The sequence below is a fragment of the Desulfofundulus luciae genome (assembly GCF_030813795.1).
Taxonomy (GTDB): Bacteria; Bacillota; Desulfotomaculia; order Desulfotomaculales; family Desulfovirgulaceae; genus Desulfofundulus; species Desulfofundulus luciae.
Genome location: NZ_JAUSUX010000011.1, coordinates 75,222 through 96,038 on the forward strand (window position 1 = coordinate 75,222; position 20,817 = coordinate 96,038).

At 55.8% G+C, this 20,817-nt stretch carries 26 protein-coding genes; 23 read left to right on the plus strand and 3 right to left on the minus strand.

From position 1 onward, the window contains the following. Positions 1 to 83 precede the first annotated feature (83 nt). The 23 genes from J2Z49_RS08300 (at position 84) to J2Z49_RS08410 (ending at position 19,337) form a co-directional block, all read left to right on the plus strand. Positions 84 to 935 (plus strand): MraY family glycosyltransferase, encoded by an 852-nt coding sequence (locus J2Z49_RS08300; RefSeq protein WP_307401960.1) that lies wholly within the window; start codon positions 84 to 86, stop codon positions 933 to 935. Positions 936 to 1,005: 70 nt separating this feature from the next. Next, entirely contained in the window at positions 1,006 to 1,692 is a 687-nt protein-coding gene (locus tag J2Z49_RS08305) for a nucleotide-binding protein (RefSeq protein WP_307401963.1), read from the plus strand. 77 nt (positions 1,693 to 1,769) lie between these two features. Next, a complete protein-coding gene (locus J2Z49_RS08310) occupies positions 1,770 to 1,997 on the plus strand; it encodes a 4Fe-4S binding protein (protein WP_307401966.1) in 228 nt (75 codons plus the stop codon). After that, on the plus strand, positions 1,990 to 3,051 hold the full coding sequence (locus J2Z49_RS08315) for a 3-methyl-2-oxobutanoate dehydrogenase subunit VorB (protein ID WP_307401969.1): 1,062 nt from the start codon (positions 1,990 to 1,992) through the stop codon (positions 3,049 to 3,051). The genes J2Z49_RS08310 and J2Z49_RS08315 overlap by 8 nt, the downstream gene beginning before the upstream one ends. Then, positions 3,051 to 3,797 (plus strand): thiamine pyrophosphate-dependent enzyme, encoded by a 747-nt coding sequence (locus J2Z49_RS08320; RefSeq protein ID WP_307402069.1) that lies wholly within the window; start codon positions 3,051 to 3,053, stop codon positions 3,795 to 3,797. The genes J2Z49_RS08315 and J2Z49_RS08320 overlap by 1 nt, the downstream gene beginning before the upstream one ends. 1 nt (position 3,798) lies before the next feature. Continuing rightward, complete coding sequence (locus J2Z49_RS08325) at positions 3,799 to 4,359, plus strand: 2-oxoacid:acceptor oxidoreductase family protein (RefSeq protein ID WP_307401971.1); 561 nt, start codon at positions 3,799 to 3,801, stop codon at positions 4,357 to 4,359. 25 nt (positions 4,360 to 4,384) lie between these two features. Next, positions 4,385 to 5,509, plus strand: a complete 1,125-nt coding sequence (locus J2Z49_RS08330; RefSeq protein ID WP_307401973.1) for a M20/M25/M40 family metallo-hydrolase — start codon at positions 4,385 to 4,387, stop codon at positions 5,507 to 5,509. 14 nt (positions 5,510 to 5,523) lie between these two features. Continuing rightward, positions 5,524 to 6,630, plus strand: coding sequence for a DUF3866 family protein (locus J2Z49_RS08335; RefSeq protein ID WP_307401974.1), 1,107 nt, complete (start codon positions 5,524 to 5,526; stop codon positions 6,628 to 6,630). A gap of 205 nt (positions 6,631 to 6,835) precedes the next feature. Continuing rightward, positions 6,836 to 7,495 (plus strand): hypothetical protein, encoded by a 660-nt coding sequence (locus J2Z49_RS08340; RefSeq protein ID WP_307401976.1) that lies wholly within the window; start codon positions 6,836 to 6,838, stop codon positions 7,493 to 7,495. A 63-nt stretch (positions 7,496 to 7,558) separates the two neighbouring features. Further along, positions 7,559 to 8,176 carry a stage II sporulation protein M gene (gene spoIIM / locus J2Z49_RS08345; protein WP_307401979.1) on the plus strand — a complete coding sequence of 206 codons (618 nt, stop codon included), beginning with the start codon at positions 7,559 to 7,561 and terminating at the stop codon, positions 8,174 to 8,176. A gap of 77 nt (positions 8,177 to 8,253) precedes the next feature. Further along, positions 8,254 to 8,526, plus strand: a complete 273-nt coding sequence (locus J2Z49_RS08350) for a hypothetical protein (RefSeq protein ID WP_307401982.1) — start codon at positions 8,254 to 8,256, stop codon at positions 8,524 to 8,526. A 149-nt stretch (positions 8,527 to 8,675) separates the two neighbouring features. Next, the gene (locus J2Z49_RS08355) at positions 8,676 to 9,782 is read left to right on the plus strand and encodes a DUF362 domain-containing protein (RefSeq protein WP_307401985.1); all 1,107 of its coding nucleotides are present in this window, start codon (positions 8,676 to 8,678) and stop codon (positions 9,780 to 9,782) included. Between the two features lie 319 nt (positions 9,783 to 10,101). Next, complete coding sequence (xerD, locus tag J2Z49_RS08360; protein ID WP_307401989.1) at positions 10,102 to 10,998, plus strand: site-specific tyrosine recombinase XerD; 897 nt, start codon at positions 10,102 to 10,104, stop codon at positions 10,996 to 10,998. Between the two features lie 17 nt (positions 10,999 to 11,015). After that, entirely contained in the window at positions 11,016 to 12,197 is a 1,182-nt protein-coding gene (locus J2Z49_RS08365) for a phosphopentomutase (RefSeq protein ID WP_307401992.1), read from the plus strand. 81 nt (positions 12,198 to 12,278) lie between these two features. Further along, entirely contained in the window at positions 12,279 to 13,613 is a 1,335-nt protein-coding gene (locus tag J2Z49_RS08370; protein ID WP_307401995.1) for a pyrimidine-nucleoside phosphorylase, read from the plus strand. Further along, positions 13,601 to 14,338: a Fic family protein gene (locus J2Z49_RS08375; RefSeq protein WP_307401998.1), complete on the plus strand. Its 738-nt coding sequence runs from the start codon at positions 13,601 to 13,603 to the stop codon at positions 14,336 to 14,338. Before J2Z49_RS08370 ends, J2Z49_RS08375 begins: the two co-directional genes overlap by 13 nt. Positions 14,339 to 14,353: 15 nt before the next feature. Continuing rightward, the gene (locus J2Z49_RS08380) at positions 14,354 to 15,268 is read left to right on the plus strand and encodes a DMT family transporter (RefSeq protein ID WP_307402001.1); all 915 of its coding nucleotides are present in this window, start codon (positions 14,354 to 14,356) and stop codon (positions 15,266 to 15,268) included. 124 nt (positions 15,269 to 15,392) lie between these two features. Continuing rightward, complete coding sequence (locus J2Z49_RS08385) at positions 15,393 to 15,764, plus strand: NifB/NifX family molybdenum-iron cluster-binding protein (protein ID WP_072869678.1); 372 nt, start codon at positions 15,393 to 15,395, stop codon at positions 15,762 to 15,764. A gap of 5 nt (positions 15,765 to 15,769) precedes the next feature. Beyond that, on the plus strand, positions 15,770 to 16,627 hold the full coding sequence (locus tag J2Z49_RS08390) for an ATP-binding protein (RefSeq protein WP_307402005.1): 858 nt from the start codon (positions 15,770 to 15,772) through the stop codon (positions 16,625 to 16,627). After that, positions 16,615 to 17,481 (plus strand): ATP-binding protein, encoded by an 867-nt coding sequence (locus J2Z49_RS08395; RefSeq protein WP_307402008.1) that lies wholly within the window; start codon positions 16,615 to 16,617, stop codon positions 17,479 to 17,481. The genes J2Z49_RS08390 and J2Z49_RS08395 overlap by 13 nt, the downstream gene beginning before the upstream one ends. A 7-nt stretch (positions 17,482 to 17,488) precedes the next feature. Then, positions 17,489 to 18,349, plus strand: coding sequence for an Mrp/NBP35 family ATP-binding protein (locus J2Z49_RS08400; RefSeq protein ID WP_307402012.1), 861 nt, complete (start codon positions 17,489 to 17,491; stop codon positions 18,347 to 18,349). 15 nt (positions 18,350 to 18,364) lie between these two features. Then, positions 18,365 to 18,745: a NifB/NifX family molybdenum-iron cluster-binding protein gene (locus tag J2Z49_RS08405; protein ID WP_307402015.1), complete on the plus strand. Its 381-nt coding sequence runs from the start codon at positions 18,365 to 18,367 to the stop codon at positions 18,743 to 18,745. A 124-nt stretch (positions 18,746 to 18,869) separates the two neighbouring features. Then, positions 18,870 to 19,337 (plus strand): iron-sulfur cluster assembly scaffold protein, encoded by a 468-nt coding sequence (locus tag J2Z49_RS08410; protein WP_307402018.1) that lies wholly within the window; start codon positions 18,870 to 18,872, stop codon positions 19,335 to 19,337. A 28-nt stretch (positions 19,338 to 19,365) separates the two neighbouring features. On the opposite strand, the gene J2Z49_RS08415 is transcribed toward J2Z49_RS08410, so the two are convergent. The 3 genes from J2Z49_RS08415 to J2Z49_RS08420 form a co-directional block, all read right to left on the minus strand. Then, the gene (locus J2Z49_RS08415) at positions 19,366 to 19,782 is read right to left on the minus strand and encodes a type II toxin-antitoxin system HicB family antitoxin (RefSeq protein WP_307402021.1); all 417 of its coding nucleotides are present in this window, start codon (positions 19,780 to 19,782) and stop codon (positions 19,366 to 19,368) included. 31 nt (positions 19,783 to 19,813) lie between these two features. Further along, positions 19,814 to 19,912, minus strand: a complete 99-nt coding sequence (locus J2Z49_RS14855) for a type II toxin-antitoxin system HicA family toxin (RefSeq protein WP_407650069.1) — start codon at positions 19,910 to 19,912, stop codon at positions 19,814 to 19,816. A 331-nt stretch (positions 19,913 to 20,243) separates the two neighbouring features. Beyond that, positions 20,244 to 20,816 carry a manganese catalase family protein gene (locus J2Z49_RS08420; protein ID WP_307402024.1) on the minus strand — a complete coding sequence of 191 codons (573 nt, stop codon included), beginning with the start codon at positions 20,814 to 20,816 and terminating at the stop codon, positions 20,244 to 20,246. Position 20,817: the final 1 nt, after the last annotated feature.

Sequence of the window (20,817 nt, forward strand, 5' to 3'; positions counted from 1 at the left end):
TGATAGGATGAGCTGAGCCCCCACTGGGGACCAGGTAACCACTGCCCGGGTAGTTGACCCTACCTTTGTGCGAGGTGTTCATCATGCCCTTTTTTATAACCGCCTTTTCCTTTCCGGCGACCATGGTTTTTGCCGGTCTTTTAGGGGTGCTGCTCACCCGCCTGTTCCTGCCCGGACTGATGGGGATGATTGTGGAAGCCGGCTTTGTGCGTCCCAATTTCCGGGGTGAGGTTATTCCCCTGGGGGTAGGCCTGGTGTTTTCCCTGGCTGCCGTAGCGTGCATAGTCCTGCTTTACCCGTTTTTGCCGGGGCAGCTGCAGTTTTTTGCCCTGGCCTTTTGCCTTGCCCTGGCCGCCTTCACCTGCCTGGGCCTGGTGGATGACGTCTGGGGTTCCCGTGCTACCAGCGGCTTGAAGGGACACCTGAAGAGCCTGTTGCAGGGGAGGCTAACCACCGGCGCCCTGAAAGCCCTGGCCGGCGGGACCTTGAGCCTTTTCCTGGCGGCAGTGGCCGGTTCCCTGGTCTGGGTGCCGGTCAATGCCCTGACCCTGGCCCTTTCCGTAAATGCCATCAACCTTTTGGATTTGCGCCCCGGCCGGGCCGGAAAGGGTTTTCTTTTGGGCTCTTTTCTTTTATTTGTGGCCGGTTGGGGGCAATGGCCTTTAGTTTTCCTGGCCGTTTTAACGGGCAGTGTTGTGGCCTACCTGGCCGTGGATTTGAAGGCCAGGGCCATGATGGGTGACACCGGTGCAAACGCCCTGGGCGCTGCCATGGGGCTAACGGCGGTATGGGTCCTCCCGGACGGGGTTAAACTGGCTTACCTGGGACTGCTCATTGCCCTGCACGTGGTGGCCGAAAAATATTCCCTCACCAGCCTTATTGCCCGCAGCCCGTTGCTGGATCGCCTGGACCGCTGGGGCAGCGACCGGCAATAAACAGTTTTTCGCTGCGGGGATAGGAAATTCGGTGTCTTTGTCGAATTGTTTGACCGTGGGGTGATCCCGGGTGAGCAGAGGTTTGAGAAGAATAACAATTTTTACCGGCCATCTGGGCAGCGGAAAGACCGAACTGGCCATTAATTTTGCCCTTTCCCTGAAGGAACGGGGTTTGCCCACGTCCGTAATTGATCTGGATGTGGTGAACCCCTATTTTCGCACCCGCCTGGTCAGGCAAAAACTGGAACAGATGGGGTTAACGGTGGTTTGTCCCCGGGGTGAGTGGATGAGGGCGGATTTACCGGCCCTGCCCCCGGCCATCCGCGGGGTGCTGGAGGACCCGGACCGGTACGGCGTTTTTGATGTGGGTGGCGATGAAGTGGGGGCGACGGTCCTGGGACGGTACAAACCCCTGCTACCCGCTAAAGACTACCACCTCTGGCTTGTGGTGAATACCTGCCGCCCTTTTACGCGAGATAAAGAGGGCATCATCAATATGCTGGAGAGTATCGAGAAGGCCTGCCGCCTGCAGGTAACGGGCCTGGTAAGCAATACCAATCTGGGGGCAGCTACCGGCTGGGAAACCATCCTGGCCGGACACCGGGTGGTGCAGGATGCGGCCCGCGTCCTCAACCTGCCGGTGGTAATGGTGGCGGCACGCCGGGAGCTGGCGGAACATCTGCGCGCCCACCTCCCCCCCGGGTTGCCCGTACTGCCCTTGAACCTCTTTATGCAAACCCCGTGGCAGGATTTTTAGTTGTTAAACATGCGCCGGGGACCAGCTCACCGCCCTGTTATGAAAAGTTATCTGCAGGTATTTGAGGAGGGAGATTTTTGGCTGTCGCACGAGTGACATTTAGAGAAGAACGCTGTAAGGGTTGCGAACTCTGTGTTACCTTTTGCCCGAAGGGCATCATTACCCTGGCCAAGCATATCAACAGCATGGGTTTTCATCCGGCAACCATTGAAGATCAGAGCAAATGTACCGGCTGTGCCACCTGTGCCCGCATGTGCCCGGATCTGGTTATAGAAGTAGAAAGGGAGGTGGCCCGGGTTGGCTAAATTGCTAATGAAAGGAAACGAGGCCATCGGGGAGGGTGCGGTAAGGGCCGGCTGCCGTTACTTTTTTGGTTATCCCATTACGCCCCAGAGCGAACTGCCTCACTACCTGGCCAAACGCCTCCCGGAAGTGGGGGGACTTTACCTGCAGTCGGAAAGTGAAACGGCTGCCATCAACATGGTTTACGGTGCCGCCGGCGCGGGTGCCCGGGTGATGACTTCGTCCTCCGGCCCGGGCATAAGCTTGATGCAGGAAGGCATATCCTACCTGGCCGGGGCTGAATTGCCCTGTGTCATTGTAAATATGATCCGGGGTGGCCCCGGTTTGGGCAATATCGCGCCGGCCCAGTCCGACTACTTTCAGGCCACCAGAGGGGGCGGCCACGGGGATTACCGGGTGATTGTCCTGGCTCCCGCCTCGGTGCAGGAGATCATTGACTTGATGCAGGTAGCCTTTGACCTGGCCGACTGCTACCGCAACCCGGTGATGGTGGCGGGCGACGGTATCCTGGGACAAATGATGGAGCCGGTGGAACTGGGAGAAGAAAAGGAAATAGAGATTCCCCCCCGGCCGTGGGCGGCCACGGGGCGCATGGGCGGGGAAAAAAAATTGATCAACTCCCTGTACATTGTTCCCGAAGAGCTGGAGCAGCATAATCTAAAACTGGCCAAAAAATATGCGCTGATCAGCGAACGGGAACAGCGCTGGGAGGAGTACCGGCTGGACGGGGCAAAGCTGGTGCTGGTCGCCTTTGGTACTGCCGCCCGCATCTGCAAGGCAGTGGTGGACCGGTGCCGGGAAGAAGGCCTGGCGGTAGGCCTGATCCGGCCTATCACCCTGTGGCCCTTCCCCCAGAAGGCTTTTGAGCCGGTAATTGAGAAAACAGAACGATTCCTGGTTGTGGAAATGAGCCTGGGACAGATGGTGGAGGATGTCCGCCTGACCGTGAACGGCCGCCGTCCCGTGTATTTTTACGGCCGTTGCGGCGGTATGCTTCCCGTGGCGGCAGATGTGGTGCGGGAAGTGAAAAAATTGTACGGGGGGGAAGGCCAGTGATGAAAAAAGTTTTCACCAGACCCCGGTCATTGAAGGATATTCCCACCCATTACTGTCCCGGCTGTACCCACGGTATCGTTCACCGTCTGGTAGCCGAGGTAATTGACGAGCTGGAGATCTTTGACCGTACCATCGGCGTGGCACCGGTGGGTTGTTCGGTCTTTGCTTATAATTACTTTGATTGCGATATGTTCCAGGCTTCCCACGGCCGTGCCCCGGCTGTGGCCACCGGAATCAAGCGGGTGTTGCCCGACCGGGTGGTCTTCACTTATCAGGGAGATGGTGACCTGGCGGCCATTGGGACGGGGGAGATTGTCCATGCTGCGGCCCGGGGAGAGAAATTCACCGTGATTTTCATTAACAATGCCATTTATGCCATGACCGGGGGCCAGATGGCTCCCACCACCCTGCTGGGGCAAAAGACCACCACCACTCCCTACGGGCGGGATAAAGAAGTTAACGGTTACCCGGTAAAAATAGCGGAAATGCTCAGTGTACTGGACGGTACGGCCTATGTGGCCCGGGTTTCTGTGCATGATCCGGCCCATGTGGTCAAGGCCAAAAAGGCCATTAAACGGGCCTTTGAAGTGCAGCTGGCTAATCTTGGCTTTTCCATTGTCGAGGTGCTGTCGGCGTGTCCCACCAACTGGGGCCTGCCTCCGGCAAAAGCCTTAAAATGGTTGGCCGAAAACATGATTCCCTACTATCCCCTGGGGGAGTACAAAAAACCTGCGGAGGTTGGTTAAAATGTATGAGGCAATTTTGATCGCCGGCTTTGGCGGGCAGGGGGTTCTTTCTACCGGACAACTCCTGACCTACGCCGGTATGCTGGAAGGGAAGCACGTGTCCTGGATTCCCTCCTACGGTCCTGAAATGCGGGGCGGTACGGCCAATTGCGGGGTAACCATTTCCGATTCACCCATCAGTTCCCCGGTAGTTACCGAACCTACTTCCCTGATTGTGATGAACCGCCCCTCCCTGGAAAAGTTTGAGGGGAGCGTGGTCCCCGGGGGATTGATCTTGGTCAACAGTTCCCTTATTGAGATCAAGGCTACCCGTAAAGATATCCGGGTATATTATATACCGGCCAATGAACTGGCCGAAGAACTGGGAAACGCCAGGGTGGCCAACAACGTCATTCTGGGAGCATTGCTGGAATTGACGGGGGTAGTTTCCCTGGATGCGGTGGAAAAATCCCTGCGCGAGGTTTTGCCCGCCCATCGCCACAACCTGATTCCCCTCAACCGCCGGGCCCTGGAAACCGGTGCCGCCCTGGTTCGCCGTCCGGCCGCTGCCCGGGCAGGGTAATGGCCCAACTGCTGGAGGGGTTTTGATGATCAATCAGGATAGAATCCTGGCCGAATTTCTCGAGCTGGTGCAGGTAGACAGCGTCAGCGGGCGGGAAAGGGCGCTGGCAGACCTGCTGGCGGCCCGCCTGAGGGGGCTGGGATTGGATGTATATGAGGACCGGGCCGGGGCCGAAACCGGGGGGGAAGCCGGCAACCTGATTGCCACCCTCCCGGCCCGGGGCCCGGAGCGCCCCCTTTTGCTGGTGGCCCACATGGATACGGTGGAACCGGGCCGGGGCGTGCGACCGGTGGTGGAGAACGGGGTTGTCCGTTCTGCCGGGGATACCATTTTAGGGGGCGACGACAAGGCCGGCATAGTAGCCATTCTGGAAGTGCTCCGGGTTATCACGGAACAACGGCTTGCCCACGGCGGGCTGGAAGTGGTCTTTACCATTGGAGAGGAAATTGGCCTTTTGGGGGCCAAACATCTGGACCACACCCGGTTGCGCTCTTCCATTGGTTACGTGCTGGACTGTGACGGGCCCGCCGGGACCATAGTGGTACAGGCCCCCACCCAGGATAAGATAGAGGCGGTTGTCCGGGGCCGGGCGGCCCATGCCGGGATCAATCCCGAGGATGGGATTAATGCCATTGCTGTGGCCGCCCATGCCGTAGCCCGGATGACCCTGGGCCGTATTGATGAAGAAACCACGGCCAACATCGGCGTTATCTCCGGTGGCAAGGCCATTAACGTTGTTCCCGATTCCTGCCGTCTCGAGGGGGAAACCAGGAGCCTTGACGGGAGCAAATGCCGTGCTCAAACGGCGGCCATGGTAGAGGTTCTTGAAACAACAGCCGCCCAATTTGGGGCCAGGGTGGAAGTGACAACCCGGACCCTCTACCACGAATTTAAACTGGCTGAATCCCATCCTGCCGTTGTACTGGCGCGAAGGGCGGCCGAAAACCTGGGCCTGGTCCCACGGCTGGTTAAAACCGGCGGAGGCAGTGATGCCAACATATTTAACTCCCGCGGCATTACCTGCGTCAACCTGGGAATTGCCATGCAAAAGGTTCATACCACTGAAGAATTTATCCGGGTAGAAGATCTGGTGACCAACGCCCGCTATCTCCTGGAAATTATCCGGGTGGCGAATGGTAGTAACCAGTAGTTGGAGGCCGTGGAATGATCCGCATCCGTACTGGAGAAGTTGTAGGTGTGCAGGCGAAACGTCCGGGATTGACCGAGGTCCTGGTCAGGGTGGAGGGGAAGGAAGAGCGGGCCGTAAACTACGATCACCTTACCGGTCCGGTCAAACCGGGGGATGCGGTGGTCCTCAACACCACCGCGGTTTACAAAAAACTGGGTACCGGAGGTACCCATTTTATTATGGCCAACCTGGCCAACCCGGCGCTTGATGTCCCCTGCGCGGGGCACATTATGAAGGTCCGCTATACCCCCTCCCAGGTTAAAGTGCTGGCCGTGGAAGAGGAGGAACACCCCGAAAACCAGTCCTTCCGGGCGGTGGATTCTCTCGGCGGCACCCCGGTAATCGTAGCCTCCCTGCACAGCATGATTGCCCCGGCGGCAGCCGTAATCCACAAGCTGACCCGCGGGAAGGCCCGGGTAGTGTATTTAATGACCGATGGTGCGTCCCTGCCCCTTCCTTTGAGCCGCCTGGTATATGAACTAAAAGAGAAAGGGCTCCTGTCAGCCACCGTCACCTGCGGCCATGCCTTTGGCGGGGACTACGAAGCCGTCACCGTCTACAGCGGCCTTCTGGCCGCCCGGGGTGTAGCCGGGGCAGACATCATCATCGCGGCCATGGGACCGGGCATTGTCGGCACCGGCTCCACCTTTGGTTTTACCGGCGTAGAGCAGGGAGAGCTGGTGAATGCGGTACATATCCTGGAGGGACAACCGGTGGCAGTGCCGCGCATCGGCTTTGCCGATGCCCGGGAACGCCACCGGGGGCTGAGCCATCATACCCGGACTGCTCTGGGCCGGGTGGCCCTCGCCCCCTGTACCATCCCCATTCCGGTCCTGGCTTCAGAAAAGCATGCCCTGGTCTGGCGACAGCTCCAGGAGAGCGGCATCCTGGCCAGGCACCGGGTGGTCGTGGTAGAAGACAACCCCACCCGGGAGGCGCTCAAGGAGTATGGCCTTGCCGTTACCACCATGGGGCGGGGCATAGATGAGGACCCCGAATTCTTCCTTGCCGCGGGAGCAGCCGGGGTATATGCGGCCGGGTTGTTTTTAAAAACAAATGCCGTCAGTGAAGGGAAACCCTGAGGAAGTCCCGTAAAGTAGTGTAGTATGCAGCGTATTCCCGGAGCATTGCGGTAATCATCCCGGCTTTACCGATAAACACAAAACCGTGTTTGCTGAAGTACACCTGCACCGGTTTTGCCTCCTTGTAAATGTGATTTTCATAGCCAGCAACCTCAGTTAAATATATGCCCTGGTATTTAATGGTATAACGTGATGGGGTGAGATTTTGTTACCCGCAGTGATCCTTACCGCCAACGCCAGCGGAGCCGCCCTGGCCGCCCGGCAGGGCCTGGTGGTTATGGTGGTGGATGTGATTGACATGTCGACCAGCCTGGAGGCGGCCCTGGATGAAGGAGCGGCGGCTGTGTTTGGAGCCAGCCCTGATGCGGCCAGACCCCCGGTTCCCGTTGATCCGGCAGGGGTGGGCCGGCTGGCCGGGGAAAGAGCCCGGGCACTGGATACCGGTGTGGTGGTGATTGCCGAGCCCCGCACCGGTACCGGGGAGCAACGCAAGGCCGGCATACAAAAGGTGCTCGGGGGCATTGCCGCTGCCGGGGCAAGGCTTGAGGCTGTAATTCCCAATTTAGGCGCTTCCGTTTACGAACTGGCAGACTTTAGAGGAAGGGTGGTGGTGGCAGCTACGGGGTCCGGGGGGGTGGCCTTTGATGCCGCCCTGACGGCCGGTGCCCCGGCCGTCCTTGCCGGAACGGTGGCCCGTACACGCCACAAAAAAGGCAAGGACCCGGCTCTGGCTGCCGCCGCCCGGGCGGTGGCGGCAGCAAAAAAAATGCACCGGGGCATTGCCGTGGTGGCCGCCAGCGGCAATTCTATGGAAGACTTGCTGGCCGCCGGCTACATCCATCGCCTGATCCTTGAACTTTTTTAATTCATACCCCCCCTTCTTCAACCATATATATGAGCATGGACAGGTTTGGAAGGGGGGAGAGTTTTGCTCGACGTTTTCCGCCATTCCCTGCGAAGCAGCTGGCCCCTTTGTTTGCTGGTATTAATTATCTTTACCCTGGGCCTGATTTGTGGTGCCCTTAACCTTACCTTCCTTCCCCCGGTACAAATCCAGGAACTTCACGATTATATGAATACATTCATAAAGGAGGTCCGGAATCTGAATTTGGAAACGGGCCGGATGGCCTGGGAGGCCATGTACGGCAAATTGCTCATCATGGTTGCCCTTTACCTTTTGGGACTAACATTTATTGGTATCCCCGTGATCCTTGCTCTGGTTTTCCTGAAAGGATTTGTTCTGGGTTTTACCGTAGCTTTTCTCAATTACGACCTGGCCTGGAGCGGATTGCTTTTAGCCCTGGCCTGTATTATCCCGCAACATTTGCTTTATTTGCCCGCACTGTTTGTGGGTGCGGTGGCGTCCCTTTCCTTTGCCCTCGTGCTTCTTCCCCGTCCCTCCAGTACCTGGAGCAAAATATGGGGGTCATTTGCCCGCTACACCGGGGTGATGCTGGCTGCCCTGACCGTGGCAGTCGGGGCGGGGCTGGTAGAGACCTTCTTGACGCCCTGGTTGACCAGGATGGTGGTCGGCATCCTGGAGTGAGATGGTAAATGTTCAATAAAACCACAAGGCAGGGAAGGGAGGGAAACCCCGGTGGACTACCATGACCGGGTGGGATCATGATGGTAATTCTTTTAACGAAACTAAAACGCCGGTTGATGTTTTGCCTGCGCATGCTGGTGGTGCTGGCCATCCTCGCCGTTCTCTGCGGGCATATCTACGGCCTGATCAGGTCCGGTGGTGCCTTTAACCAGACCCGGTCCTCTTCTCCCGGCAGCTCCGTTTACAACCCCGCCACTGGTCCTTTTGACGCGGGCCGGGGTACATTGATGGACCGCCTGTTCGAATTTTTACGGGAATATTACCGGGGGCGCAATGGTGAGCCGGATTAACAACCGGGCTTTTCTTTTTTTGTCCGCTTTATAGCACCAGAAAGGAAATGGTTTTTGAAGAAAGAAATTATAAAATATCAAAAGAACACAACGCCCGTGGTTGTCCCGGGGCATTAGCTGGATTTTAACTGTAATGGAGGGATGAGATTTTGCCGGCCAAGGTTTTTTTTGCCGACATGCGGGCCAAACATAAAGAAAATCTTCTGGATAAAGTGGAAAAGCTCTTTGAGCGCGCGGGAATGAGAGAGCTTTTCGCACCCAGGGACCTGGTGGCCTTTAAAGTTCATTTTGGGGAGCGGGGTAATACGGGCTATGTGCAGCCCCAGTTTATTCGCCGCCTGGTGAACAAGGTCAAAGAACTGGGAGGGAAACCCTTTCTTACCGATACCAACACCCTTTACGTGGGCGGCCGTTCAAACGCGGTAGATCACCTGCAAACAGCCATTGAAAACGGTTTTGCCTATGCCGTGGTTGATGCTCCCCTGATCATTGCCGATGGACTTACGGGGAAGGATTACATTAATGTGCCGGTTAATTTGAAACACTTTAAAGAGGTAAAGATTGGCGGCGCCCTTGTTCATGCCGATGCCCTGATGGTGGTAAGCCATTTTAAATGTCATGAACTCACGGGCTTTGGCGGTGCCCTGAAAAACATCGGCATGGGATCGGGCTCCCGCAGCGGCAAGCAAATGATGCACTCCGACGTACTGCCCAGGGTGAACCCTGAAAAATGTGAGAGTTGCGCCCGTTGTACCCCCTGGTGTCCGGCGGGAGCTATTACCGTGTCCGGGGAAACTAAAAAAGCAGCGATCGATCAGGAAAAATGTATTGGCTGCGGTGAGTGTACGGTTACCTGCCCGGTAGGAGCAATAGACATTAACTGGAAAACGGATCCGGAAGCGATCCAGGAAAAGATTGTGGAATACGCCGCCGGGGTACTCCAGAATAAGAAGGGCAAAGCCGGGTTCATCAACTTTGTGACCAATGTTTCTCCGGAATGCGACTGTGCCGGCTGGACGGACGCCCCAGTGGTGCGGGACATTGGCATCCTGGCTTCCCTGGACCCGGTGGCCCTGGATCAGGCCTGTGCCGACCTGGTGAACGGGGAGAAGGTTTTACCCGGCTCCCGCCTGGAGGGCCGGGAAGTGCAGGACATATTCCGTGCCCTGTGGCCCCAGACCGTATGGGAGCGCCAGCTGACCTACGGGGAAGAAATAGGCCTTGGTACCCGGCAATACGAACTGATAAAAATTTAACCCGTTTAACGAGTTCTGGAACCTTTTCCCGCTTCATACCGTCTAAATGCACACACCATACCCTTCCGCAACCGATTCCAGGGCCGGCGCGGCAGCGGAATACCGGCCTGCCGCAGAACAATGGCAGTCAGCTTACCGTTCCTGAACCTTTTTACACCACTTTTCAGGGCTCTTGTTTGGTGAAGGGGACTTTTGGTTTCGGGCCAGAGTCCCCTTTCTTCCGTGGTGACAACCGGCAGGGAAAAGCATGGCAATCAGCAGGATTAGTGGGTTTCCCGTGGAAATAGAAGGGGTAACAATGTGCAGGGGGCGATGTGTCTTGCAGGCTTTAATTGGCAGTTTTATCCATTACCTGGCGGTGGAAAAAGGGCTGGCCCGGAACACCACGTCTTCCTACCAGTTCGATTTAAACCAGTACTGGCTTTTTTGCCAGTCCCATCGTTTGGATCCCCTGGGGGAGGGACGTGGTGCCGTGATGGCTTATTTGCTCAAGTTAAAAAAGGACGGAAGGGCTCCGGCCACAATTTCCCGGCACCTGGCGGCTTTAAAATCCTTCTATCGTTTTCTGGTTCAAGAAGGAGTCATTTCTACCGACCCCACTGCTAATCTGGAATCGCCCCGTCTCGCCCAGCGGTTACCGAGGGTATTGACCACCGAAGAAGTAGACAGGCTCCTGGCTCAACCCCGCACATCCTCGGCCACCGGACTGCGGGATAAAGCCATGCTGGAGCTGCTTTACGCCACCGGCCTGCGGGTGAGTGAACTGGTTTCCCTGGATCTGGCCGATGTTAACCTGGAACACGGTTTTGTGCGTTGCTTTGGGAAAGGATCCAAAGAAAGGATTATCCCCCTGGGTTCTGTGGCGGCCTTTTATGTGTCCGAATACCTCACCCGGGCCAGGGGTAAACTAACCAGAGGCACCCATACCCCCGCCCTGTTTGTCAACCAGCAAGGACGTCGTTTAACCCGGCAGGGATTCTGGAAGATTATTAAAAAATATGCCCGCCAGGGGCGAATTACCAAAGTGATTACCCCCCACGTCTTACGCCATTCCTTTGCCACCCACCTGCTGGAAAACGGTGCCGACCTACGCTCTGTTCAGGAATTGCTTGGTCACGCTGACATTGCCACCACGCAAATTTACACCCATTTAACCCGCACCAGGCTGCGGGAAATTTACAACCGCACCCATCCCCGGGCACAACTGGATGGATAAAAAGGAGTTGATCTTACTTGGCCGCAACCATCAACCGTCTTACCCTTATTGTTCTTGACAGCGTGGGTATCGGGGAACTTCCCGACGCCGCTCAATACGGGGATGCGGGCAGCAATACCCTCGCCAATACTGCCCGGGCCGTGGGAGGGCTCAATTTACCTTACCTGGGCCGGCTGGGCCTGGGAAATATTGCTCCCATCGAGGGAGTTCCTCCGGTGGACCGGCCCCAAGCCGCTTACGGGCGGATGGCTGAAGCTTCCGCCGGCAAGGATACCACCACCGGCCACTGGGAAATTGCCGGCTTGTTGCTGGAACGGCCCTTTCCGGTCTACCCCAACGGCTTTCCCCCGGAAATAATCAGGCCCTTTGAGGAGCGCATCGGGCGACCCGTGCTGGGGAATAAGGCGGCCTCCGGTACGGTTATCATTGAGGAACTGGGCCCGGAGCACATGAGGACCGGGTATCCCATTGTTTATACCTCGGCCGACAGTGTGTTTCAAATTGCCGCCCATGAAGAGATTATTCCCGTGGAAGAATTATACCGGATGTGCCGTATTGCCCGGGAGTTGCTCACCGGCGACCACGCCGTAGGGCGGGTTATTGCCCGGCCCTTTGTAGGGCGGCCCGGTGCTTTTAAACGCACGGACAGGCGGCGGGATTTCTCCCTCCCTCCGCCGGGCCCCACCGTTTTAGATTTGCTTTTAGAAAACGGATTTTCCGTCCTGGCCGTAGGCAAAATTGAGGATATTTTTGCCGGCAAAGGCATCACCGAAGCCGTACATACGGAAGGTAATATGGACGGGGTGGATCAAACCCTTGCCTGCATGCGACGCCTGGAGCGGGGGCTGATTTTTACCAACCTGGTAGACTTTGATATGCTTTACGGTCACCGTAACAATCCTCGGGGGTATGCGGATGCCCTGGAGGCTTTTGACCGGCGCCTGCCGGAAATTCTGCATGCCACCAGACCCGATGAGGTGCTGATTATCACCGCCGATCACGGGTGTGATCCCACCACCAGCAGTACGGACCACAGCCGGGAATACGTACCTCTTCTGGTTTACGGCCAAAGGGTGAAACCGGGGGTAAATCTGGGGACCCGCAATACTTTCAGTGACGTGGCCGCCACCGTGGCCGAGCTTTTCGGACTTTCCTATCCGCGGGGAACCAGTTTTGCCCGGGAAGTAATTGTCCGGTAAAACCGCTACCACCGGCACCATGGCGGGGTCACTGAACATTTACGCTGAACATTTACCACGGAAATTTTGAGGTGAAGAATTGTGCGCATGTACGATATTATCCTGAAAAAACGCCAGGGATTCGAGCTCACCACGGAAGAAATCAACTTTTTTGTCCGGGGATATACGGCCGGGGAAATACCCGATTACCAGGCAGCGGCATTATTAATGGCCGTCTTTTTTCAGGGACTTAATTACCGGGAAACGGCGGACCTCACCCTGGCCATGGCCAGTTCCGGAGACCGGGTCGATCTTTCCGGCATTTCCGGATGCAAGGTGGACAAGCACAGTACCGGTGGGGTGGGGGACAAAACCACTTTGGTGCTGGCCCCCCTTGTGGCTGCCGCCGGGGTACCCGTGGCCAAGATGTCCGGCCGGGGATTGGGCCACACCGGCGGAACTGTGGATAAGCTCGAGTCCATCCCCGGTTTTAAAGTAAATCTTGCTCCGGATGATTTTATACGCCAGGTCAGGGAAGTTGGCGTGGCGGTGGTGGCCCAGACGGCCAATCTGGTACCGGCGGATAAGAAGCTCTACGCCCTGCGGGACGTCACGGCCACGGTGGACAGCATTCCCCTGATTGCCTCCAGCGTAATGAGCAAAAAAATCGCCGCCGGAGCTGACGCCATTGTTCTGGATGTGAAGGCAGGAAGCGGGGCCTTTATGCGTTCTGTGGATGAGGCCTCTACCCTGGCTCGGACAATGGTAGCCATCGGCCGGCAGGCGGGCAAAAGGACCGTGGCAGTGATTAGCGACATGGACCAGCCTCTGGGCTTTGCCGTGGGCAACGCCCTGGAGGTGCGGGAGGCTATTGCAACCCTGTCCGGGCAGGGTCCATCCGATTTGCGGGAGCTGTGTCTCGTACTGGGCGGCCACATGCTCGTCCTGGCCGGTGCGGCAACGGATGTGGAGGAGGGGATGAACCGGCTGGCCGGCTTGCTTGAAGGGGGGCGGGCATTGGACAAGTTCCGGGAGATGGTTAAGGCCCAGGGCGGTGATCCGCGGGTGGCGGATGAGCCGGATCTGTTACCGGAGGCCTCATACAAGGAGCAGGTGAAGGCGCAGGAAGATGGGTATGTGGCGACCATCCATGCCGAAAAAATTGGCCGGGCGGCCATGCTCCTGGGGGCCGGCCGGAAGGCCAAGGAAGACACCATCGACCCGGCGGTGGGAGTGGTTTTGCACAAGAAGGTGGGGAACCGGGTGAAGGCGGGGGACGTCCTGGCCACTTTGCATGTAAACAATCCGGAAAATCTGGCCACAGCGCGGCAGCTAGTCGCCGGGGCCTTTATCTTCAGTCCCAGCGCACCCGGGGTAAGAAAGCTGATCCACGGGGTGGTTGGCCTACAAGGAGTCGTGGGTCAATGTTTGAGTTAATAGACCAAAAAAAGAAGGAACTGGATGGCTTAAGGCCCTTTCCTCCTGCCGTTGCAGCCAGGTTGAGGGAGTTTTACCTCGTGGAGTGGACCCACCACTCCACGGCCCTGGAAGGAAATACCCTGACTCTAATGGAGACGCGGGTGGTTCTGGAAGGCATTACCGTGGGAGGAAAAACGCTGCGGGAACACCTGGAGATCATTGACCATAAAGATGCCATTGAGTACGTTGAGGAATATGTCCATGAGGACATTCCCTTAACGGAAACATTTATCAGGGACGTTCACCGCCTGGTGCTTAAGAGTACCTTTCCGGATGCGGCCGGACGCTACCGTACCGGGAATGCGGTTATTGCCGGGAGCAAACACAGACCACCTGAAGGGTTCCAGGTACCGGCCTTAATGAAGAATCTGGTGGAAGATTTTAATACCAAATGGTCAACCAGACATCCTGTGGAAAGGGCAGCCTGGCTGCACTGGAAACTAACGCACATTCACCCCTTTGTGGATGGCAACGGGCGGACCGCCCGGTTGCTGATGAATTTTGTCTTCATGCGGGAGGGGTATCCACCCGTAGTTTTCAAAAAAGAGGAGCGGGAGCGCTACCTGACCTCTCTGGAGGAGGCGTCGGTGACCGGTAATATGATGTCCTTTCTGGAGCTGGTCAGGGATGCTTTACTGGCCTCCCTGGAGACATTTTTAAGTGTGGTTCGTTCTGCAAGATGAAGGAGTTGACCTCTTTTGAAAGAGCAGTGGAAGGGCTTTCTTTTCGTGGTTTTAGCCGCTTTTTTATGGGGGCTTTCCGGTAATGTGGCCAAATATTTGTTTAACCGGCAGATTAACCCCCTGGATGTGGTACAAATGCGGCTATTTCTTTCTTTTATGTTTCTTTTGCTCTATCTGGCTTTTGTCCGCCGTTCCCTTATCCTTATTGAACGAAAACACATTTGCTACATGGTTATTTTCGGCACCTTTGGTGTTACCGCCGTGCAATCTACATATCTTCTGGCCATCAGCCAGACCAACGTGGCCACGGCCATTTTTTTGCAGTATCTGGCCCCGGTACTGGTTTTAGGTTACGGGCTCCTGCGCAAGCAGGAAAGATTGGCCCTGCCAAACGGTCTGGCCCTGTTTTTTTCCGTCCTGGGCGGTTTTCTCATGGTCAAAGGCAGTCCCGGCGCCGGGCTGGCCGTGAGTATTCCGGGTCTTGCGGCAGGTCTTTCTTCTGCCGCCGCCTTCGCCTTTTATACCCTGTACGGCAAGAAAGGGCTGGCTACCTATTCTCCCTGGACACTGCTGTTATACGGTTTTGCCATGGGAAGCGTGGTTTTTTGCTTTTACCGCTTACCATGGGTTACTCTGGCGCAATACTCCTGGCAGGAATGGCTTTTTTTTGTTTACATTGCCGTGTTTGCCTCCATCCTGCCCTTTGGCTTTTACTTTAAAGGGCTAAATTATTTGAGCCCGGTCAAAACAAACCTGACCAGCACTCTGGAGCCGGTGATCGCTGGCATACTGGCCTACCTCTTGCTCGGCGAGACCTTGACTCCCTGGCAGATCCTGGGCTGCGGCTTGATTTTAACCGGTGTGATCTTAATTCAACTCTCCGGGTACAGGCCGGTTAAAGAGACCTTTAACATAGATGGAGCTGCCTAGAGTAACCAAAAACCCTGGCTCTACCAATAGTGGGGGCCGGGATTTTTTATTTTTTATTGACATAAGTCTAAAATAGGAATAAAATAGTTCTGGGCTATAGCTCATTAAAAAAGGGGGGAATCCCATGAAGGTGGCTGTTTGCGCCCAGGATAACCACATTGATGCCCGGGTAGACCAGCGCTTCGGTCGCTGCCCGTATTTTGTCGTGGTAGACCTGAACAGCGGAGACTGGGAAGGTCTGCAGAACACAGGAACACAGTCCAGCGGGGGAGCCGGCGTTCAAACGGCCCAATTGCTGGTCAACAGGGGCGTCAATGTTGTCCTGGTGGACCGAATTGGACCCCATGCCATAGAAGTACTCGGTAGAGCAGGGATCCAGGTGTATGGGGGAATAAGCGGTACGGTGAGACAGAGCGTTGAAGCCTACCGCCAGGGGCGGTTGTCCCTCCTGAGCCGGGCAAATTCCCCAAGCCACGGCGGTATGGGAAGGGGTTAAAAACTATGATTATTGCAGTAGCCAGCGGCAAGGGGGGGACGGGTAAAACTACAGTGGCCAGCAGCCTGGCCCTGGTGGCGGCGGAAAAAGGAGAAGTATTGTTCCTGGACTGTGATGTAGAAGAACCCAACGGTCACATCATGCTTAAACCGCGCTGGCACAAAAAAGAAACGGTGCGGGTTCCGGTACCGGAAATCAACCGGGAAAAATGTACTTTATGTGGCAGGTGTGCGGAGGTTTGCGCCTTCCATGCCCTGGTTGTCCTCCCCCGGGAGGTTATGCTTTTCCCCACCATGTGCCACGGCTGCGGGGGGTGCTGGCATCTCTGCCCGGCCGGGGCCATTTCTCCCGGGTGGCGGGAAATAGGGCAGGTGGAAGAAGGTTCAAGCGGTAAAATCGGTTTTGTTCACGGCCGGTTAAATGTGGGTGAGGCCATCAGTCCTCCTCTCATCCAGGCAGTCAAGGAGCGTATCCGGCCGGGCATATTGAACATAATCGATGCACCGCCGGGAACCTCCTGCCCGGTAATCCGGGCGGTAAGAGGTGCCGACTTCTGCCTCCTGGTTACCGAGCCCACGCCTTTCGGACTTCATGACCTGAAACTGGCATATGAAATGGCCGCCAGGTTAGGGGTGCCCTGCGGAGTGGCTGTTAACCGTTCAGATGGAAATGATAACCTCATACGCCAGTTCTGCCACAATAATAACGTCCCCCTGCTTTTCCGGTTGCCCCGGGACCGGGAAGTGGCCGGGGGATATGCCCGGGGCATTCCTGCTGTTGAGGTACGCCCCGGGTGGAAGAAACACTTTTTAGACTTACTGGCCTATTTAGAAAAAGGGGGTTACGCCCGGTGCGCGAATTAGTGGTGCTCAGCGGGAAAGGAGGTACGGGTAAAACCACCGTCTGCGGGAGCCTGGCCGTGCTGGCTTCCAACAAGGTGATGGCAGACTGTGATGTGGACGCGGCAAACTTACATTTACTCCTGGACCCTGTGCTGAAATTCTCCTCACCCTTTTACGGCTTGAAAAAAGCCACCATCAACCGGGAAAAGTGCCTGGGCTGTAATCTCTGCCTGCATTTGTGCCGGTATGATGCCATCGGTCCCGGATTTGTTGTGGATCCGGTTCTCTGTGAAGGATGTGCCGTTTGTTGTCACGCCTGTCCCTGCGGGGCAGTGGAAATGATAGAGCATGTAGCCGGGTATTTATTCCTATCCGATACCCGTTACGGTTCCCTGGTACACGCCCGGCTGGGCATCGCCGAAGACAATTCGGGGAAGCTGGTGGCGGCGGTGCGCAAAGAAGCCCGCCGCCTGGCAGAAGAAGAAAAAAAAGAACTGGTAATTACCGATGGTCCACCCGGTATCGGCTGCCCGGCAATTTCTTGCCTATCGGGAGCGGATCTGGTCCTGGTGGTAACCGAACCCACTTTTTCCGGAAGACACGACCTGGAACGGGTTCTCGAACTGGCAAAACATTTCGGATGCCAGGCGGCAGTTTGCATCAACAAATGGGACCTGGAGCCTGAAAACACCCGGGTGCTGGAGTCGCTCTGCAACCAGTATTCCGTTCCGGTGGTGGGGTACCTGCCCTACGACGAAAGTGTAATGGGGGCAGTTAAAAGCGGCCGGCCGGTTATCCAGGAATGTTCCGGCCCCATGGCAGAGGGAATGCTTGCTTTGTGGGACAAACTTAAAGCCCTGTTGGAATTGAGGTGAGGAAGCTATGACCCAAGACCAGGCAAAGTGCAGTACCTGTAAAGATAAGAATACCGAACAATGCAACCCGGAAAAATGTTCAGAACCTGCCGTCCTGCCCCTCAATGAGGCCAGCGATATTAAGCGAGTGGTTGCGGTTATGAGCGGCAAGGGCGGCGTGGGCAAATCTTCGGTCAGTGCTCTTTTGGCCGTTGCCCTTGCCCGCCGGGGTCACCAGGTGGGTATCCTGGACGCGGATATTACCGGCCCCAGCATTCCCAAGCTTTTCGGGGTAATCGACCGGCCGGAACAGTTTAATAAATTTATTTTACCGGCAAGAACAATAACGGGCATCCGAATGATGTCTTTGAACCTTTTACTGCCCCAGGAAGATGACCCGGTAATCTGGCGCGGCCCCATCCTGTCAAGTGCCGTCAAACAATTCTGGACTGACGTGGCCTGGGGTAAGCTGGATTACCTGATCGTGGATATGCCCCCGGGTACCGGAGATGTACCGCTCACGGTTATGCAATCCCTGCCGCTGGACGGATTGCTGGTTGTTTCTTCACCCCAGGATCTGTCCATGATGGTGGTAAAAAAGGCAATAAAAATGGCCCGGCTAATTAACGTACCCATCCTGGGTCTGGTGGAGAATATGAGTTACCTGCCATGCCCCCACTGTGGCGAGAAAGTTCATCTTTTCGGTTCGAGCCGCGTGGGAGAAGCAGCACGGGAAAACAATTTACCGTTGCTGGCTGTCCTTCCTGTAGACCCGAAATTAACGGAGCTGGGTGATGCCGGGCTCATTGAGAACTACAACGGCACATCCATGCAAAACATTGAGCCTCTGGTGGAAACTCTGGAAAAAATATTAGAAAAAAACAATTAAGGAGCGTGAAGGAGCATGAAAATTGCCCTCCCTTACGACCGCGGTCAGGTTAATCAGCATTTCGGCAGGAGCGAAGAATTTGTTATTTTCGAGATGGCCGGCCAGGAAATTAAAAGCCGGGAAACAGTATCCACCGTCACCCTGCAGCATAACCATGAAGGTCTGGCCGAACTGTTTAAAAACAAAGGGGTTGATGTATTAATTCTGGGCGGCGTAGGCCCCCGTGCCATACAAGCGCTGCAGCAATACGGCCTGCAGGTGATCACCGGCGCCAGCGGTAACGTGGAAGAGGTGGCCCGGGCCTTTGCCCGGGGGGAACTGGTCAGCCGGGGGTCCATATGTGACCACGGCCACGGTTACGGTAATCAATGCCACTACGGCCCGGGCTGCCGTTAGCAGTTGGCAAGCTTTTGATGGCTCTAATTTTAAATGCGATTAAATTAAGAGGAGGGCTAATGCCCTCCCAAAACTTTAATAATAATTATTAATAAATGTTAATTATTTTTGGGGGGAGTATCAAATGAGTTTCGATCTGGATAGATTAGCTGCAGAACTCCAGAAAAAAGTATGGTCACAATTCAGCGATGTAGTTATCGATCATGCCAACAATCCCAGGAACATCGGGAGCATTGAAGAAGCAGACGGGTATGCCAGTGTTACCGGCTTATGCGGCGACACGATTCAGATATGGCTGAAGGTAAAAGATGGCAGAATTAGTCAAATTACCTTCTGGACTGACGGCTGCGGCACCACTATTGCCGCCGGTAGTATGGCTACCGAACTGGCCAAGGGCAAGGCTCTACCTGAGGCTTTGCAAATAACACCCCGTGACGTGCTGGATGCTCTGGGGGGATTGCCCGAGGAAAGCGTGCATTGCGCTTTTCTGGCGGCAAACGCCCTGCATGAAGCTATCAAAGATTACCGGAAATCTCAAGCCGGCCATTTCAATGGCGGCCCACAGACCAGATCGGGGGCCGAGGGTAAATAAAGAGGAGGCACCCGGCTGGACTGAATGCTTATTGCCTGTGGCGTCCTTCCAATCCAAGGTACTCTTTGAGCGCTGCTTGAAGTACTTGGGAAAAATTAACTTTTCTTTCTTCGGCCATGTCGTTTAGCCACTTGGGAATGGTCAGAGTTTTTTTAACAGCCTTTTCTTCCATCCTGTCGCGAAATGGTGGCATCCAAACTTCGATAAGCACAATAGCTTGGTTGGGCTCTGCCTTGATTTGGCTAATTTTGCTTGGCTCAGGGATGGCCATGCCCTCCTGTTCCATGCCGTACAGGTGGAGTGCTAATGCTTCTTTGGCCATGTGCAGGGCCTCTTCTTCAGTATCGCCGCAGGTAATGCATCCAGGAAGGTCGGGAAATTCGATTGAAATGCCGTCATCAGCATAATCAAAGATTGCTGGATATATATATCTCTCTTTTACCATTGTTAGATCCCCCTTACGAGGATATAGATTTTTACGCCTCTATCTCCGCTTGCTTAAAGATGCTTTTCACTGTTTTGGCTGGCAGGCTTTTCTTTGGGTGGGGGACGGTAACCAAGGAGTATGTTTTCATTGCCTTCTCCCCTTTGAGCAGATTAGAACACGTATAACTATACGTTTCAATTGGGTGTTGCCTTTTTTACACAATGTTCAACCTGCTTGGGGAAAAGATGGTCAGTATTGGTGGCCAGGAGTGAAAAATTAGCCGCAAAGGGCCATGGTGGATGGCTGGCGGCCCAATGAATAGGGCCCTGAGTCACGCCTACTGGCGGACTCAGGGTCTGCTCAGTCCCGAATGCTATGAAGCAATCAGTCAAGCTTGGCGAACTGCCGGATGCGGGTCCGTATGACCGGTGGCGGTAGAGGACGGGGGTTAGCCGCTCCCTCCTACTCGATTTCTTAAATTAAAACACCTTTTTCCGGGTCAACTCCTCCTGAACGTCAACCAGCGCTTCACCGAAACGCTGGAAGTGCACTACCTCCCTTTCCCGCAAGAAACGCAGGGTATCCTTTACCCCGGGGTCATCGGTCAAGCGGATCAAATGCTCATAGGTAGTCCGGGCCTTTTGTTCTGCCGCCATGTTTTCATGCAGGTCGGTGACCGGGTCTCCCGTGGCCTGAATATAGGCGGCCGTCCAGGGGACCCCGCTGGCATCCACCGGGTAGACCGCCCGGTCGTGTTCGGCAAAATAGGCTCCCAGATCTTCCCGGCGCAACTGCTCCGGGGTGGCACCCTTCAATAAACGGTAGATCATGGTACCTACAATTTCCCAGTGGGCCAGCTCTTCGGTGCCAATGTCCGTGAGCAGGCCTCGAGCTTTATTTGTAGGCATGGTGTAGCGCTGGGTCAAATAGCGTACGGCAGCAGATAATTCTGAATCCGGCCCGCCGTACTGGGCCATTAAATATTTGGCCATGCGCAGGTCGGTCTTATAGACCCTTACCGGATATTCCAGCTTTTTTTCGTAAATCCACATC

Coding starts and splice junctions, on each gene's coding strand:
- J2Z49_RS08410 (WP_307402018.1), top strand. CDS start 18,870: ATGAGTTTCGATCTGGATAGATTAGCTGCAGAACTCCAGAAAAAAGTA.
- J2Z49_RS08375 (WP_307401998.1), top strand. CDS start 13,601: ATGTTTGAGTTAATAGACCAAAAAAAGAAGGAACTGGATGGCTTAAGG.
- J2Z49_RS08320 (WP_307402069.1), top strand. CDS start 3,051: ATGAAAAAAGTTTTCACCAGACCCCGGTCATTGAAGGATATTCCCACC.
- J2Z49_RS14855 (WP_407650069.1), bottom strand. CDS start 19,912: ATGAAAACATACTCCTTGGTTACCGTCCCCCACCCAAAGAAAAGCCTG.
- J2Z49_RS08390 (WP_307402005.1), top strand. CDS start 15,770: ATGATTATTGCAGTAGCCAGCGGCAAGGGGGGGACGGGTAAAACTACA.
- J2Z49_RS08385 (WP_072869678.1), top strand. CDS start 15,393: ATGAAGGTGGCTGTTTGCGCCCAGGATAACCACATTGATGCCCGGGTA.
- J2Z49_RS08420 (WP_307402024.1), bottom strand. CDS start 20,816: ATGTGGATTTACGAAAAAAAGCTGGAATATCCGGTAAGGGTCTATAAG.
- J2Z49_RS08330 (WP_307401973.1), top strand. CDS start 4,385: ATGATCAATCAGGATAGAATCCTGGCCGAATTTCTCGAGCTGGTGCAG.
- J2Z49_RS08400 (WP_307402012.1), top strand. CDS start 17,489: ATGACCCAAGACCAGGCAAAGTGCAGTACCTGTAAAGATAAGAATACC.
- J2Z49_RS08325 (WP_307401971.1), top strand. CDS start 3,799: ATGTATGAGGCAATTTTGATCGCCGGCTTTGGCGGGCAGGGGGTTCTT.
- J2Z49_RS08300 (WP_307401960.1), top strand. CDS start 84: ATGCCCTTTTTTATAACCGCCTTTTCCTTTCCGGCGACCATGGTTTTT.
- J2Z49_RS08335 (WP_307401974.1), top strand. CDS start 5,524: ATGATCCGCATCCGTACTGGAGAAGTTGTAGGTGTGCAGGCGAAACGT.
- J2Z49_RS08405 (WP_307402015.1), top strand. CDS start 18,365: ATGAAAATTGCCCTCCCTTACGACCGCGGTCAGGTTAATCAGCATTTC.
- J2Z49_RS08350 (WP_307401982.1), top strand. CDS start 8,254: ATGATGGTAATTCTTTTAACGAAACTAAAACGCCGGTTGATGTTTTGC.
- J2Z49_RS08415 (WP_307402021.1), bottom strand. CDS start 19,782: ATGGTAAAAGAGAGATATATATATCCAGCAATCTTTGATTATGCTGAT.